This window comes from Desulfovibrio biadhensis (assembly GCF_055388615.1).
In genome coordinates this window covers 1,835,447-1,851,109 of the sequence record NZ_AP042477.1, presented here as the reverse complement: position 1 = coordinate 1,851,109, position 15,663 = coordinate 1,835,447, and the positions used below count along the sequence as shown (strand labels likewise).

General features: G+C 57.6%; 14 protein-coding genes. 9 read left to right on the top strand and 5 right to left on the bottom strand.

Translation table 11 applies throughout. The annotated features are described in order from the left end of the window. The first annotated feature begins 10 nt into the window (after positions 1–10). The 6 genes from ACZ5EH_RS08070 (at position 11) to ACZ5EH_RS08045 (ending at position 6,277) form a co-directional block, all read left to right on the top strand. Positions 11–1,576, top strand: coding sequence for an ABC transporter substrate-binding protein (locus ACZ5EH_RS08070; RefSeq protein ID WP_464277612.1), 1,566 nt, complete (start codon positions 11–13; stop codon positions 1,574–1,576). A gap of 117 nt (positions 1,577–1,693) precedes the next feature. Continuing rightward, positions 1,694–2,653 (top strand): carbohydrate ABC transporter permease, encoded by a 960-nt coding sequence (locus ACZ5EH_RS08065; protein ID WP_464277611.1) that lies wholly within the window; start codon positions 1,694–1,696, stop codon positions 2,651–2,653. Then, positions 2,653–3,513, top strand: coding sequence for a carbohydrate ABC transporter permease (locus tag ACZ5EH_RS08060; protein WP_464277610.1), 861 nt, complete (start codon positions 2,653–2,655; stop codon positions 3,511–3,513). The genes ACZ5EH_RS08065 and ACZ5EH_RS08060 overlap by 1 nt, the downstream gene beginning before the upstream one ends. Then, the gene (locus ACZ5EH_RS08055; RefSeq protein WP_464277609.1) at positions 3,510–4,628 is read left to right on the top strand and encodes an ABC transporter ATP-binding protein; all 1,119 of its coding nucleotides are present in this window, start codon (positions 3,510–3,512) and stop codon (positions 4,626–4,628) included. Before ACZ5EH_RS08060 ends, ACZ5EH_RS08055 begins: the two co-directional genes overlap by 4 nt. 3 nt (positions 4,629–4,631) lie before the next feature. Beyond that, positions 4,632–5,738: an ABC transporter ATP-binding protein gene (locus ACZ5EH_RS08050; protein WP_464277608.1), complete on the top strand. Its 1,107-nt coding sequence runs from the start codon at positions 4,632–4,634 to the stop codon at positions 5,736–5,738. A 62-nt stretch (positions 5,739–5,800) separates the two neighbouring features. Then, complete coding sequence (locus ACZ5EH_RS08045; RefSeq protein ID WP_464277607.1) at positions 5,801–6,277, top strand: pyridoxamine 5'-phosphate oxidase family protein; 477 nt, start codon at positions 5,801–5,803, stop codon at positions 6,275–6,277. A gap of 67 nt (positions 6,278–6,344) precedes the next feature. On the opposite strand, the gene ACZ5EH_RS08040 is transcribed toward ACZ5EH_RS08045, so the two are convergent. After that, entirely contained in the window at positions 6,345–7,247 is a 903-nt protein-coding gene (locus ACZ5EH_RS08040; RefSeq protein WP_464277606.1) for a LysR family transcriptional regulator, read from the bottom strand. A 93-nt stretch (positions 7,248–7,340) separates the two neighbouring features. Between ACZ5EH_RS08040 and ACZ5EH_RS08035 the strand changes: the two genes are divergently transcribed. From ACZ5EH_RS08035 to ACZ5EH_RS08025, 3 genes are all read left to right on the top strand, one after another. Further along, positions 7,341–7,745, top strand: coding sequence for a CidA/LrgA family protein (locus ACZ5EH_RS08035; protein WP_464277605.1), 405 nt, complete (start codon positions 7,341–7,343; stop codon positions 7,743–7,745). After that, positions 7,735–8,424 (top strand): LrgB family protein, encoded by a 690-nt coding sequence (locus ACZ5EH_RS08030; RefSeq protein ID WP_464277604.1) that lies wholly within the window; start codon positions 7,735–7,737, stop codon positions 8,422–8,424. Before ACZ5EH_RS08035 ends, ACZ5EH_RS08030 begins: the two co-directional genes overlap by 11 nt. Positions 8,425–8,730: 306 nt before the next feature. Then, positions 8,731–10,446, top strand: coding sequence for a mechanosensitive ion channel family protein (locus ACZ5EH_RS08025; RefSeq protein ID WP_464277603.1), 1,716 nt, complete (start codon positions 8,731–8,733; stop codon positions 10,444–10,446). Between the two features lie 121 nt (positions 10,447–10,567). Here ACZ5EH_RS08025 and ACZ5EH_RS08020 read toward each other — a convergent pair whose 3' ends face one another. From ACZ5EH_RS08020 to ACZ5EH_RS08005, 4 genes are all read right to left on the bottom strand, one after another. Beyond that, positions 10,568–11,647 (bottom strand): glycosyltransferase family 4 protein, encoded by a 1,080-nt coding sequence (locus tag ACZ5EH_RS08020; RefSeq protein ID WP_464277602.1) that lies wholly within the window; start codon positions 11,645–11,647, stop codon positions 10,568–10,570. An 81-nt stretch (positions 11,648–11,728) separates the two neighbouring features. Next, a complete protein-coding gene (locus ACZ5EH_RS08015; RefSeq protein WP_464277601.1) occupies positions 11,729–12,724 on the bottom strand; it encodes a glycosyltransferase family protein in 996 nt (331 codons plus the stop codon). Between the two features lie 9 nt (positions 12,725–12,733). Beyond that, on the bottom strand, positions 12,734–14,434 hold the full coding sequence (locus tag ACZ5EH_RS08010) for an FAD-dependent oxidoreductase (protein ID WP_464277600.1): 1,701 nt from the start codon (positions 14,432–14,434) through the stop codon (positions 12,734–12,736). Beyond that, complete coding sequence (locus tag ACZ5EH_RS08005) at positions 14,431–15,411, bottom strand: RluA family pseudouridine synthase (protein ID WP_464277599.1); 981 nt, start codon at positions 15,409–15,411, stop codon at positions 14,431–14,433. The genes ACZ5EH_RS08010 and ACZ5EH_RS08005 overlap by 4 nt, the downstream gene beginning before the upstream one ends. Between the last annotated feature and the right edge of the window lie 252 nt (positions 15,412–15,663).

Sequence of the window (15,663 nt, the reverse complement as noted above, 5' to 3'; positions counted from 1 at the left end):
GGAGACCAGCATGAAGGACAAAACCAAAATCAACGAAACGTGTGAATCCTATGACAAAGGGAAACTCGACCGTCGTTCGTTTCTGAAGCAGATGGGCATCCTGGGCGTATCGGCTGTTGTGGCCAACGCCGTCAGCCTTTCGCCCCTGGGCGCCAAAAAGGCCTTTGCGGCCATCAGCGGCTCCGAAGAGCGCGCCTGGGAGCTGGCCAAGGCCGCTGCCGCCAAAGCTGAAAAGAAAACCCTGACCCTGCTCATCCCCACCGGTTCCATAGGCAACATGACCCCATATGTGGACAAATGGAAAAATGAACTGGGCATCACCCTTGAATTCATCGAAGAGCCCGATGAAGTCGTGCATACCAAGGGCATGCAGGAAGCCGTGGCCAAGACTGGCCGTTACGACGTGATGATGCCCACGGCCATGTCCTACCCCGACTGGATCGATTCCGGCGTCATCTACGACCTGACCGACTGGACCGAAGAGCACAAGCCCGACCTGTTCAATGAAGAATGGGGCGTTGTCTTCCCCGCCAGCCACCATGCCCAGCTGTACAACGGGCGCGTGGCCGGCCTGCTGAACGACGGTGACCAGATCACCCTGCTTTGCCGCAAGGATTACCTGGAAAACCCTGAGAAAATGAAGGCTTTCGAGGACAAGTATGGCTACCCCCTGGCCGTGCCCAAGACCTGGAAGGAATACTACAACCTCGCCCAGTTCATGCACGATCCGGACAAGGGTTTTTATGGCAGCCTGGAATACCGCTCCCCTTATTATGTGAAGTGGATGTTCATGCAGCGCCTGGTTTCCAAGGGCAAGCTGTACTTTGACGGCGATATGAACCCCACGTTCAACTCCGACGAAGGCGTGGCCGCTCTGGAAGACATGCTGGCCATGAACGACTACCTGCACCCCGACGCCTTCAGCTTCACCTGGTCCTCCAACTACAATGCCTTCGGCCGTGGTGAAGGCTTCATGAACATTGTCTGGCCCTCCGGCTTCAAGTACTCCAAGGCGCCTTCCACCGGCCCCGCCACCACCGGCAACATCGCGGCCACGGTCATGCCGGCCGATACCCTGCCCGATGGCACCCTGCTTTATGCAGGTCTGTTCTGCTGGGGATACGGGTACGCTGTCTCCAAGTACTCCGCCAACCCCGAGCTCTCTTACGCATACGCGCAGTGGATGACTTCCCCCACCATTTCGGCCGACGCCATCCCCTACCTGGGCGGCTACTCCGATCCCTACCGCATCAACCACATGCTGGAGCCCACAGAGCGTCTGGTGGAGACCTACACCAAGCCGTACCTGCAGACCCTGTACGAAAACATGGTCAACACCGTGCCCGACTTCTGCCTGCCCGGCGGTTTCGAGTACCAGGACGCCCTGGACAAGGAAGTGCACGCGTGCATGATCGGTGACAAGAAACCCAGGGAAGCCCTTGACGCCGCCGCGCACAAGTTCGAGCGCATCACCCGCCGCATTGGCAAGGACAAGGTCAAGAAGTCCTGGCTGTCTCTTGCCAAGAACCTGGCCGACCCCATCAAGAAGGCCAGCGGCGCCGACAAGTGGAGCTAACCCCCACCAACTAATCCGTAACGACCCTCCCGGCGTCTCTTTTTCCAAAGGCGCCGGGAGGTTTCCCAAAATGGGCCGATCCGGCCCCCGGATCGAAACCATCGCGAGGGTAACGTCTTGAGCGAAGCCGTCCAAAATACCGGGAGTATGACGCCTCCCGAGACCATGGCCAAGGAAAAACCATCCGGGCTGAGCAAGAAATCAGTGAGCCGTCTTATGGTCTACCCCGGGCAGATCGTCTCCGTCACTGTTCTGGTTTTTCCATTACTGGTGGCCCTTTACATGAGCTTTACAGACTGGTCCCCCACCAGGGGTTCTCTTTTCGACGCCAGCTTTGTTGGCTTTGATAACTACAGCGAACTCCTTGTCTGGGACACCCGCTTTCTCTATGCGGTCCTGCGCACCATTTTCCTCACAGTGGTCTGCCTGGGGCTGGAGTTCACCTTTGGACTGGGGCTGGCGGTTCTGTTCATGCGTAAATTCAAGGCCAAATCCCTGCTCTTTTCATCGTTTCTTACACCCATGATGGTGCTGCCGGTGGTTGTGGGCTACACCTTCTGGATGTTGTTCCAGTCCAATGGCCCCCTGAACCAGATCATCGAGTTCATGTTTGGGGCGCAAGCGGCGCTGGACTGGTTCAAGAGCCCTTCTCTGGCCATGTTGGCGGTGATCATCACCGAAGTCTGGCACTGGACGCCTCTGTTTTTCCTCATCCTGTTTTCTGGCCTGAACTCCATTCCGGAAAACCCTGTGCGCGCCGCCGTCATTCTGGGCGCCAATCCGCGCCAGGTATTCTGGAAAGTCATCATGCCCATGCTCAAGCCGGTGATTATCGTGGCCTTTGTCATCCGCACCATGGAGATCATCAAGCTCTTTGATGAAGTCTTCATGCTCACACGCGGCGGACCGGGCTCTTCCACGGAGACCATCAGTCTTTATATTTACAAGCTGGCCTTCAATGACTTCCAGCTCGCCTATGGCGCTGCCGCGGCCTTTCTGATCCTGATCGGGTGCCTGGTGCTCATTCACTTCCTGCTCATTCCGGTGCGGGATCAACTGCTCGAGGTAAACCGCTAATGGAAACCAAAAAACTTTCCCTGTTCCAGGCTATTGTGTTGTTCGTAGCCCTGGCGTTGGTGCTCTTTCCGATCTTCTGGATCGTGATGACCGCCATCAAGCCCCCTACGGACTGGAACGCCTCTCCGGCGATATGGGTGCCTTCCGAGCCCACGTTCATCAACTTCAAAACGCTCTTCGACCCCGACGCCATCCGGGAATACGGGGTGGGAGGCGTGAGCCAGTCCGCCACCAAAGCGGTTTTCGGCTCCCTTATCGCCTCCTCCATCGCCACGGCGCTTTCGGTGCTCATCGGCCTTTTTTCGGCCATCGGGCTTTCCCGCTACGCAGTGAACAACAAGGCCACGCCGCTAATCATCCTTTCCGGAAGAATGTTTCCGCCGGCGGCCATTGCGGTGCCCTTTGTCATCATTTTTTCCAATATCGGGCTCATCGACAGTTACATAGGGCTCATAGCAATCTATGTGGCCGTAACGCTGCCCTTTTCCACCTGGATGCTGAAAAGTTTTGTGGACGACCTGCCCCGCGAGGTGGAGGAAGCCGCCATGCTGGACGGCCGTTCCAGACTCCGGGCGCACATGACGGTGACCATTCCGCTCATCAAGGGCGGCCTGTTCGCCACCACCATGTTCATCTTTATCCTGAACTGGTCGGAATTCATGTTCGCCTTGGTGCTTTCCTACACCAACATAGCCACCATTCCGGTGCAGCTGGCCAAGTACGTCACGGCAACAGCCGGCACGCTCTACGGCGTGCAGGCGGCCCTGGCTGTGCTGGCCATGGCCCCGCTCATCTATGTGGGCTTTCTCATCCAATCGCACCTCGCCAGAGGCATGACTTTCGGAGCTATCAAGCAATGAGTAGACCCAAACTCGAGCTCGTCAGTCTGGTCAAGGAGTACAACGGCGGCGACGTTAAGGCCGTTGACAACATAGACCTGGCAATAGACGCCGTTGAAACCGTGGCTTTGCTCGGCCCTTCGGGATGCGGCAAGTCCACCACGTTGAACATGATCGTGGGGTTGGAATACCCCACTTCGGGAGACATACTGATCGACGGCAAATCCGTGGTCGCAACGCCTCCCGGCAAGCGCAACGTCGGGTTGGTATTCCAGGACTACGCCGTGTTCACCTCCATGAGCGTACGCAAGAACCTGGCGTTTGGCCTGACGGTTCGCGGCAGACCCAAATCGGAAATCAACAAGGCCGTGGAGGAAACCGCCGAACTCCTGGGCATGAAGGATCAGTTGGATGCAAAAGCCAAGGACCTTGGTGGTTCCGAACTGCAGCGCATCGCCATTGGCCGCACCCTGGTGACCAAGCCCGAAATACTGCTTCTGGACGAGCCCCTTTCCAACCTGGAAGCCGCCGCACGGTTGGCCATGCGTCGGGAGTTGCGCCGGCTGCAGAGCGAAATCGGCATCACCATCATCTACGTCACCCATGACCAGATAGAAGCCCTGTCCCTGGCCAACCGCATCGCCATCATGCATGCGGGCAGGGTTCTGCAGGTGGAAGATTCCAAGATCATCACCAGCAAGCCAGACCACACCTTTGTTGCCGGCTTTCTGGGCTCCCCCGCCATGAATCTCTACTGGGGGCGCTTTGAGCGCGAAGAAGGTCGCCCCATGTTCCTTCCGCTGGTCAAAAACCCGGAAATGAACCTGCAGCTTGAGCAAAACGCACTGCCCCCCGAACTGCCGCAGGGCGAATTCATCATGGGTGTGCGGCCGGAAAAGGTCCGCCTGGTGCCGGAAAGCGATGCAACGCTTTCCGGACGCGTTAGCCTGGTGGAGCCGCGCGGCCCGGAAGTGGTGCTCACAGTGGAGCTGGGGCTGGAGTCCATGAAAGTGGTGGCGCCTTCCCACGACTACCCACCGGTGAATACGGTAACCGGCCTGACCGTGGACACGGACAGCCTGCTCTTTTTCAGCGGCGACACACACCGCAGAACAGATATATTTGTGCAAGGATAGATCATGAGCACCACTCCCGCATCAGACCAGCACATGCTTGTGGTGGAAAAAACCACCAAGCGTTTTGGAAAAACGGTGGCCCTGGACGAGATCAGCTTCAGCGTCCCGACCGGCTCTTTTACCGTGGTATTGGGCCCTGCGGGCGCAGGCAAAACCACCACGCTACGCACCATTGCCGGACTGGACACCCCAGACGGGGGGAGCATCGTGCTTAACGGCGCAAATGTTGCCAACTGGGAGCCCAAGGACCGTAATGTGGCCATGATTTTTGACAATCTGGCCCTTTACCCTAACAAGTCGGGCTACCAGAACATCGCCAGCCCGCTTGTCATCCAGGGTGAAAAGCCTGACGTTATCAAGGAAAAGGTCACCCGCCTCGCCGCCACTCTCCAGGTGGCCCATGTACTGGACCGTCTGCCCAAAACCATGAGTGGTGGGGAAAAACAGCGCATTGCCCTTGGCCGTGCTCTGATCCGCACCCCCAACATCTATTTGTTGGACGAGCCCCTTTCCAGCCTGGATGCAAAGCTCCGCGTGGAGCTGCGCGCCGAGCTGCGCAGGCTACAGAGCGACCACGGGCGCACCTTTCTCATGGCTACGCCAGACTTTAACGAAGCCCTGGCCATAGCGGACGAAATAGTCATGCTGCGGCACGGCAAGGTCGTGCAGATTGCGCCCCCTCAGGAATTGTACGATTACCCTGTGGACAGGGAAGCCGCGCTTTTTGTGGGCTCGCCTCTCATCAACCTGCTGCCTGCGCGTTACGAAAACGGCTTTATCCTTGTTGCCGGCGCCCATGTTACGGCGCCAGAGCATGTACGCGCCATCATGGGCGATGCCACGCGCGAGTTTGAGCTGGGCCTGCGCCCCGAGAACTTTGCCCTTGCCGAAAGCGGCGTGCCGGAAGGCATCATCGGTGAACTCACGGACATCGAACCCCTTGGGTTGAAATCCGCCCTGACCGTGAAAAACGGCGCCGCCGAATTCCGCATGCTGGTGGACAGCCCCGCCACCCTGCATCTGACCGTGGGTGAAAACATCACCGTGGCGCTGACCAACACCTCCAAGATGCTTTGCTTCGATCCGGCTTCAGGCCAACGTCTCTCTTGATTCACGGGGGGATTTCGGCATAAACACGGGCGACACATAGCTACGAACCGAGGAGAACACCCGTGCGTAAAGCCAATCGCGAGATTAAAGACAAGGCCAGAGTAGAGGAACTGCTGCGCGGCTGCACCACCATGCAGCTGGGGCTGTGGGACGGCAGCGAACCGTATGTTGTCACGGTGAATTTCGGATACGCGGGGGGCGCTGTCTATTTCCACTGCGCCATGGAAGGCCGCAAAATGGACTGTATCCGCGCCAATGGTCTGGTGGCCTTTACCACGGTTGTGGAAAGCGAACTGGTCCGCGGGGATGACGGTTGTGGCTACACCACCCACTACACCTCCATCACAGGTTCAGGGTGCGCCACCATCCTGGAAGACCCCGCAGATAAGAGCAAAGGCCTGGACGTGATCCTTGCCCAGCACGGCGGCCCAACAGGGGGGTACCCAGAAAAGGTCCTGGGCCATACCGCCGTGGTGCGCGTGGACCTGGACAAGCTGGTGGGCAAGACCAATCCCACGCCGCCTTCTGCTCAGGAGTGAGCAGAATTACTACTGATATGTAAAAAAGGCCGGGAGCGCGTGCTTCCGGCCTTTTCTTTTTTCTGTATCATTGTGTCTCCCCCGCATCCCCCACGGGAAAAAATTCCTGGGTCAGATCCAGCCAGGCCTTGGCGGCAGGAGAAAGACGCGCCTCTTTGCGCCAGACAAGAGCGGCTTTCCAGCGCAGGTCGGGTTCATCCACAAGCACGGATTTAAGCGAAGTAAAACGCCGCCCCTCCACCATGACGCGGGGCAGCAACGGGACGCCCAACTCCGCTGCGGCCAGGGCCACGATGAAGTCCATCTGGCTGCTGCGGGCAGAGACCTGGGGCGTGAATCCCCGTCGTTTGCATGCGTCTTCTATAAGATGATTGAGCACGAACCCCTGCTCAAACAGGATAAAGGGCGATGGTTCAAGATCTTTCAGCTTGATGCTGCGGTGCTTATGCAAGGGGTGGTCCTTCCACAAAAGCGCCATCAAGGGGTGATCGCACACGGCCTGCCACTGGAAGGAATCGGCAACAGGCAGTAGCGAGACAGCCAACTCCAGCTCGCCGGCAAGAATCGCCGTTTCAAGGTGGCCGGACCCCTGCTCCAGCAACTCTATGTCTATCCCGGGGTAGCGGCTGCGAAACTCTGTAAACAAAGGGGCGAACAGCCTGGCGCTGCCAAAAATGGGCAAGCCCAGCCGCAAACGCCCCGTGTAACGACCTCGCAGTTCAGCCAGTTCCGACTGGACATGCTCCGCTTCTGCGAGCATGACCACGGCACGCGCATAGACCAGCTCCCCGGCTTCTGTCAGACGCACACCATCGCTCAAGCGCGTAAACAGCTCTTCGCCGAGCTCGTCTTCAAGCTGGCGCACAGCCTTGCTCACCGTTGACTGCGTGGAAAACAACACCTGTGCCGCCTTGGTGAACCCACCCTGCCGGGCAACCTCCACCAGTGCTCTGAGATTTCGCAGTTCCATGCCCATTCCGTAATGGAATAGATGACATTCTGACAAGTCATTTTCCAAATGGCGTACACATGCTTATTACTGTTCTCAAGGAGGTATTGCACCATGAAATACCACTTGGATTCAGTAAGCACTCGCGTGAAAGCGCCCCTGGCTACCGGGGCTCAGATAGCCTTTATAATCGGTTTGTGGTGGATTTGTGAGACGGCGGCCCGGTTGTGCCATGTCCCCGTACCCGGGGGCGTGCTTGGGTTGCTGGCTCTGGCCCTGTTCCTGATCTCTGGCAAGTTTCCCGTTCGCTGGATCGACAAAGGCGCTGGCAAACTCCTGGACCACTTGTTGCTCTTTTTTGTGCCTGCCGCCATGACCCTGCTGAACCACCAGGAATTTCTCGGCTGGATGGGGCTCAAGGTATTGGCGGTGATTGGTGTTGGCGTGTTTTTGGTGATGGCTGGAACCGGACTTGCTGTGGAACTGCATTTTCGCATGAGGTCGAGCCATGTTCACTAATTTTTCGCCCTTGTTATGGGTCGCTGTCACCGTGGCCTGTTATTTTCTGGCGCGCATGGCCAACCGCCGCATACACGCGTGGTGGACGTCTCCACTGCTCGTGCCTTGCGTGGTGTGTTTGATCCTGGGGTTTGCCCTGCACGCCAATTACAACGACTACATGCGCGGGGGGCGCTGGCTCATGATGCTGGCTGGCCCTGCCACGGTGGCTTTTGCCCTGCCTATTTATAAACAGCGCGCCCTGCTGCGCCGCCACTGGCCATTGCTGATTTTCGGCGTTGCTTTCGGCAGCACGCTGGCCCTTGGCAGCACCTGGGTGTTGTCCGAATGGCTGGGATTTTCAGAAGGTTTGCGCCTGTCCTTGCTGCCGCGCTCCTTTACGGCGCCCTTTGCCATGCCGTTCGCCCAGAATATTGGCGGCTCGCCTGATCTGGCCGCCGTGTGCGTGATCTGCACGGGCATCATCGGCGCGGCGCTTGGTGGGGTTATGCTCCGCATCCTGCCCTTGCGCTCCTCTTTTGCCCGCGGCGTCATGTTCGGCATGGGCGCACATGGTGCAGGCGTTGCCCGCGCCCGTGAGGTGGGCGCCGAGGAAGAAGCCGTCGCCGGACTGGTGATGGTTTTGGCAGGCGTGACCTGCGCCATACTCGGACCGATCATCGCCCTGCTGGCGACATAAAATGTGGCGACCACACAACGCGTTTCGGGAAACCTACACATCGCCCGAACAATCCACATAGATCGCGGCCAGGAGTTTTTCCTGGCCGCACTTTTTTACCCATTATTGTTGGGGCACTGACGCCAGCGCGCCATTTGCGCCTCCTCAATTCCTTTTCTGGACGAACCAGGGGCGCTCACCCTATACATTGACGCGGCCGCCCAGACTTGACTATGCACTGTTCCGGGCCGGCCGTACCTTGGTGACAGCAAAACAACTCGCGAAAACCCGTTTCGTCGTTTACGTCGATCCTTTCTTGGGGGAACAATGACCGTTGCGAAGCAAGGCTTCTCACTCCAAACAGCAAAAATAACCAGTATCCTGGGATGCTGTATTCTATTATGCAGCCTGGCCCTTCCCGCATTTGCCGTGGTTGTGAACCCTTTAGAAGCGGTAAACACCTCCAGCCCACGGGCATCGCTCAAGAACTTTCTGAAGAATGCATCCCTTGCCATGCAGGCTTTTGCCGAGGACGGCTACCGCAGCCCCAAAACAATCGCCTTCAACGAGCGCGCTGCCCGCTCGCTTGATATTTCTGAAGTAGCGCCCGCCGTGCGCGAGGGCACCACCTTTGAAGCCGTGCTCTTGCTCAAGGAAGTTTTTGACCGCATCCCCCTGCCTCCCTGGTCAGAGATACCCGGCAAGGAAAACATCGCCGCCACAAAAGACACCACCTGGCGCATCCCTGGTACGGAAATCATCTTCACACAAGTAATGGAAGGCCCCAGAAAAGGTAACTTCCTGCTTTCCGCGCAAACAGTGGCCAACGCAGCAGCCTATTACCGCTTCACCAAGGACATGCCGCAACACTCGGGCAAGGATGATGTGGGATATGAGGACTACATCTATTCCGGGGGGTGGATGATCCCTGCTCGATTCCTAGACTCCCTGCCCAAATGGGCCATGATCAGCTTTATGGACCAGGCCTTGTGGCAATGGGCTGGGCTGTTTCTGACAGTTATCTGCAGCGGTATCCTCTGGTTTTTATTCTACCGCTTGACCCACAAAAAACACAAAAACGAAATGCACACCCTGCGGCAGCATTTAGTGCGGCTGATTTTTCTTGTTGGCAGCATTTTTCTGGCCCATGGCGTCATCGAGTTCCTTGACCTGCAGATAAACATCACGGGCGATGTGCTGGTGGTGACAACCATGCTTTCCGACGGGCTCGTCTATGTGTTGACGATCTGGGCCGTGCTGGTGTTGAGCAATATCGCCATCTGGGTCGTACAGGGCTCACAGGCCACACAGAAAAGAGGGCTCGATGCAGGGCTCCTGCGCCTGCTCATCCGCATCATTTCGCTGGCCGTCGTCTTTTTCATTATCTATAACGCGGCGGCCTATTTCGGCATCCCGGTCACTGCGGTATTCGCCTCCGCCGGTATTGCGGGTGTTGCCGTGGCCTTGGCCGCGCGCGAGACCCTGGCAAACTTCTTTGGCGGCATCAGCATCTTTCTGGACAGGCCCTTCAGGTCCGGCGACTATATCGTACTAGAGCAGGGTGAACGCGGCGAGGTCACCGAGGTGGGCCTGCGCAGTACCCGCATCAGAACCCGCGACGACGTAATGATCACCATTCCCAACTCAGTGATTACCAACGTCAAGATCATTAACGAAAGCGCGCCAGTGCCCCATTACAGGGTGCGCATCGCGGTTGGCGTGGCCTATGGCTCCGACATCGACCTGGTGGAGGAGTTGCTGATGCAGTTGGCGCATGACAGCACCCTTGTTGCAAAACATCCGGAACCGCGCGTCCGCTTCCGGACATTCGGCGATTCCTCCCTTGATTTCGAATTGTTGTGCTGGGCCAAACGCCCCCATGACAGGGGCAGGCTGATCCACGAACTCAATTGCGCCATATACAAGCTGTTCGCCAAAAAAGGCATTGAAATTCCCTTTCCACAGCGCGATGTATACCTGCGCACCACAGCAAATGCTGATGCCAAGGTTGATGCAAACGCCGAAATATCCTCTGCAACATGATGCAGCAGGCAAGGGCAGTGCCCCTTGCAAGCGTTTTTTATGGAGGGGAATACATCGATTCCGGGAAGTCCAGGGCTGACCAGCAACCGTCACTACCAGGCAGATGCTCTCGTGATGCGCATCAGCCCAGCGCTGCGGCATAGATGGCAGCCGTCTGCCGGGCCGTTTCCTCCCAGGTGAAGCGCTTCACCTGGGCTGCCCCCGCCTGTACCAGCTCCTGACGCAGGGAAGCCTCGGACAACAGCCTCTGCAACGCCTGTAAACACGACTCGGGAGAGCGCATATCCGCCAGTAGCCCGGCATCGCCCACCACCTGGCGCAGACTCGACCCATCATGCGCCAGCACAGGCGCGCCGCAGGCCATGGCTTCCAGCACGGGCAACCCGAACCCTTCGTACAGCGAAGGAAAAACAAACGCCTCGGCCGCGGTATACGCCGCCACCACCACAGCTGCCGGTACTTTTTGCAGCGTATGCACCTGGTCCTTGCGGGATGAAACGGGCAACCGGCGGCCGTACCACTCGCCCCCTATGATAACCAGGTCTTGGGGCAAAGCAGCGGCGTTATCCGCGTGCACGTTTTGCAGCATGGCGACATTCTTGCGGGGCTCAGCGCCCCCCATGGTCAAGATGTAAGGGCGCGTCACACCATGGGTCGCCATGATGCGCAGCGCCGCCTCCTTTGACATGCCCGCTCCATATTGCTGGTCGCACCCTTGCGGCACAACAGCCACCTTGTCGCGCACAAATGGGGCGTAGCGGCAAATCTCATCGCGAGAAAAATCTGAAATGGTGATTATCTTTTTGGAAACCTTCAGGGAATTCATAAAGTTCCAGCGAAAATACTGAAACTTGGCAAACGCGCGACTGTAATCGTGGCGCAGAACCAGCGGGATGATGTCGTGCACCGTCGTCACCACTGGCAAATCGCCCCCAAGCGGTACGCCGTAATTCTTTGTGCAATGAAACAGATCGACCCCTGCCTTGCGCAAGCTGCGCTCCAGGCTGAACATCTCGTGACCAACGCGTAAAACGCCCCGCTTGATGCGGTTCCATCTGGTGGGAGCAATCTCCATGGTGCTGCGCAGCGGATAAATATCCAAGCCAGCCATGTACAACGGCAAACGTGCTGCCAATGCTTTGGTATAATGATCGATTCCTGTTTCAGGCAGGGCTCGGAAATCCAGGGCGATGGTGGTCATGTAGCATCATTATGGTTTTTGGCGACTAGTAAACGGGGGCGCGGTCAGCAATACGTGGCAGAGACCTTGCCTGCAAGCGCCTCACCCGATATTGCGGCGGGCCTGCTGCATATAGATTTCGCGCAGTTCACCTCCCAGCCCTTCAGCCAGGTGCAGAAACAGCACCTTCATCCAGCGCCTTCGTATTTCCGTGGTCATGGATTTTCGCTTTGCCACGAGGGCCGGCAAATCAAACGAACGCAGCCACGCATCAAAGGCCGCGGCCCGATGATTGGCTCTGTGCCCCTTGTCGATGGCGGCCAGCCCCTGGGCCGCAACTCGCTCGCGCAGCTGCCTGTCTGCCAGGAGCTTTTCAATCAGCCCAATCATACCGTCCATATCTTCAGGCGCGAAGCTGAACAGCTCTTCTCCCTCGCGAAACAGCTCAGACTGCCCGTGCCCGACATCTGGGGTGACAAGAAAGGAACGACACCCAAGGGCCTGGAACACCCGAAAATTCAAGTCTCCGCGTTCTGCATAGTTGAGCACGACTTTGGCTTTGGGGAAAAGCTCCTTGTATTTGCCCTGCATCACGGTGAGAGAAGGCAAGCGCCTTTGCAATTCCTGAAAAAAGGCATGCCGCCCCGGCATTGTCTCCGGGTTCACATTGCCCACAAAAAGCGCCTCGTACTCCTTGTCCTCTTCCGCCACCACAGGGGGAGCGCTCCCGGCATCCGCCCACAAAGGCATCCAGCGCAACTGCTCGCCGGTCAAACGTCCTTCGAACCGCGGCAGGTTGTCTTTCAGGCTCACGCAACAAAGATCAAAGGCTTGAGCATAATAAGGATGCCAGGAGTGAATGTGTGAATCCACACAGAAAAAGGCAGTGGCGCAGGGGAAATCCTCCACGCCCACCAGCAGGGGGGGCATGCTGTTATCCCCAAAAACAACCACCTCGGGGGGCGCGCCATGGAGTTCCAAAACATCCGTCCAGGAAAAGGCGCGGGGCGCCTTCACCGGAACGTGATGCACCTCGCGCCCTAACGCTTGCAAATGACGGCTGAAGTACGGATTTCCAAACCAGAGAATGCCTGGCATCTGCCCCCTCTATCCCTTTTTGTGCAACCAGTAGGGGTTGGCCAAATCCTCAAAAGCCGAGATGGCGGCTGTGGAACCTTCGCCAATGGCGGTAACTATCTGCTGCACACCGCCGGTAACGTCACCAGCCGCGTATATCCGTGGTATATTTGTCCGCATGCCGCGGTCCACCTCAATGTACCCTTCTTTGTCAAGATGCACGCCAATCATGGTGGCGAGGTCCACATTGGCGTCCAGGCCGATGGCGACGAAAACGCCGTCAACTTCCATTTCCCGGGTGGAGCCGTCCTTGGTGTTCTTGAGCCGGACCGAGGCGACAGCCTCGTCAGAGCCCTGGATTTCCTCCACCTCGTGGTCCCATACAATGGGAATTTCCGCTTTTTCAACAGATTCCTGCAGGTGTTTCTCCGCCCGGAAACTGTCGCGGCGGTGCACGATGGTGACGTCCACGCCCAGATTCTGCAGGTGCAGCGCATCAGTCAACGCGGTGTTGCCGCCGCCAACGATGATAACCTTGCGCCCCTTGTAGAGATAGCCGTCGCAGGAGGCGCAGTAGTTGACGCCGAAGCCGAAGAACCTGTCCTCGCCCGGCACGCCTAGCTTCCGCCAAGTTGCTCCTGTGGCCAGAATGAGCGCCTTGGCCAGGAACACAGTACGGTTGGTGTACACCTCAACATTGCGGCCCACCTTGATTTCCATAACGGACTCGCCTTCTCGGATATCCGCATACTGGCGGGCGTGCTCGCTCATGATGTCCATCAGCTTCTTACCGGGCACGTTGGCAAAGCCGGGGTAGTTTTCCACCACAGGCGTCACCGCCACCTGACCGCCAACGATGGCCTTTTCCAGAATCACGTTGGAAAGGCCCGAACGCTCCGCATAGATACCGGCCGTCAGCCCAGCCGGACCAGCGCCGATAATCACCAGGTCAACCTGCTGCACATCCATGTCATGGTCCTGCACATGCCCCACTTCCGCCAGATGCTTGGACTCTTCACCGCCCTCCTGCATCAACTCTTCGGCATTTTTCAGGGTCAGCAGTTCCGCGATGAAACGCTCCTCGGGCTCCAGCCCAAGTAATGAAAGTTTCTCATTCACAAGGGTATGGGGCACTGCGCCCACAGCATGCTCGGTGGCCAGGTCGGGATTTTCGTTTGTTTCCACGCACTCGGCCTTGACCAATCCTGGACGCTCGATGGCGGCCTTGAAGGCATTGACCACCTGCCCGGGGCAATAGGGGCAGCTCGGATTTACAAAAACCATGACCCGGCGCTCTTCCTGCAACTCGGCCAGCATCTTTTTGGAAGTTTCGGAAAGTTTGCTCTCTCCTTTGGACACCATCAGCAAGGCTTCCACAAACGAACGCCCTTCTTCTCCAAGGGGCGCTCCAAGAAATCGAATGTGATATGTATCCGGGCTTAAAAGCAGCGCCGGAGAAGCAGAAACACCATATTTTTCAGCTTCTTCTGATTCAAGGTCATGAAAGGCGGCAATGATGTTCTCGCCCCCGAGTCGGGCAATATCCTTTACGAACTTCACCATATACTCGTTATAGGGGTCGTTCACCCCTTCCTTTGTAAAAACCAGCAGCGTGACAGGAGACTCGAACATCTCGAAATACTTGGCCAGATGCTTGCGCCCGTCTTCGGGGATGAACCATTCCTGTTCGCCGTTTTCATTTTTTTTGTCTTTTTTGAATATCGGGCTCATGTCGACTCTCCATAAATGGGGTTGATGTCGATGCGTGCGATATGACCAGGGTGGGCCCACTCGCCACACCAGGGAGCAGGTAGTATAAAGCATTCACCGGGTAGTTCCAAGCGATAGGCGTGCAAAAACATGCCTTTCGAACAATGAGCTCCCCGTGGCAAGGGAGGGCCGCCGTATTTCAAGTCACCAATGATGGGGTGTCCGCGTGAGGCCAGTTGCACTCGCAACTGATGCGTACGGCCTGTTCCCAGCCGCAGCAGCAGCAGGCTGGCCTTTTTGCCTTTTGCCAATGGCCGCGCCCAGGCCAGGGCAGCCTTGCCCTCACCCGCCGTCACGCGTTCCGAACCCGGAGCCCCCGTTTTTTCCAACCTGTCTTCAAGGGTTGCGTCCGCCTGCCAGGGCCAGGCCCCCGAAACCCAGGCCAGGTATTCCTTGCGCACCTGATGCTGCCGGAACAGCTCCTGCAGCTCTGCAAGCTTGCTGTATGAAAGTGCGGCAAGCACCAGGCCGGAGGTATCCTTATCCAGCCTGTGCGCCAAAGTGGGGGCAAATGGCGCATCTGCATAGGCGGCCACCAGCCGGTCATGCAGGGAATCATCATGGCCGCTGCCACCATGCACGGGCAGCCCGGCCGGTTTGGAAAGCACAAGCAAATCACCTTCCTGATGCACAATGTCCAGGGTCACGGTCTTTTCAATGCTTGCCCTTTCCGGCGTGGGCGCTGTGTCCCAGAACTCCCGCGCCTGTGGGGGCAGCCGCACCATCTGCCCTGCTTCCAGACGCTGGAAAGGTTTGGCGCGTTTTTTGTCCACACGCACCTGCCCCGTGCGTATCCAGCGCATGAGCAAAGACTGGGGCGCACCGCCATCCTTATGCAATACACGCTGTATATATTGCAGCAGCTTCTGCCCCCCTTCTTGGGGAGTGACGGGCATAAGCAAAGGCCCGGTGTTCTGTTTATCGTCTGTCGGAGTCATAGTACAGGCGCCATTGTGTCAACAAACAGGAAATTCAGTTGTTATTGCCCAAAGCAGACGCATCCCCTCGCCGGATGCAGAAGCATCGAGCGCATCTTGCAAGAATGGAAAATACCACTTTCGGTTATAAGTAATACGCAAAACAATGCGCCGGGTCTACGTTGCTTGCCTCAAGAATCCTTCGGGGCTCCAATATGTTGCGGGGCGGGTGCCCGTGTGGTATCGGAAAGCCCTGCGGCAGAACGCCTGCTG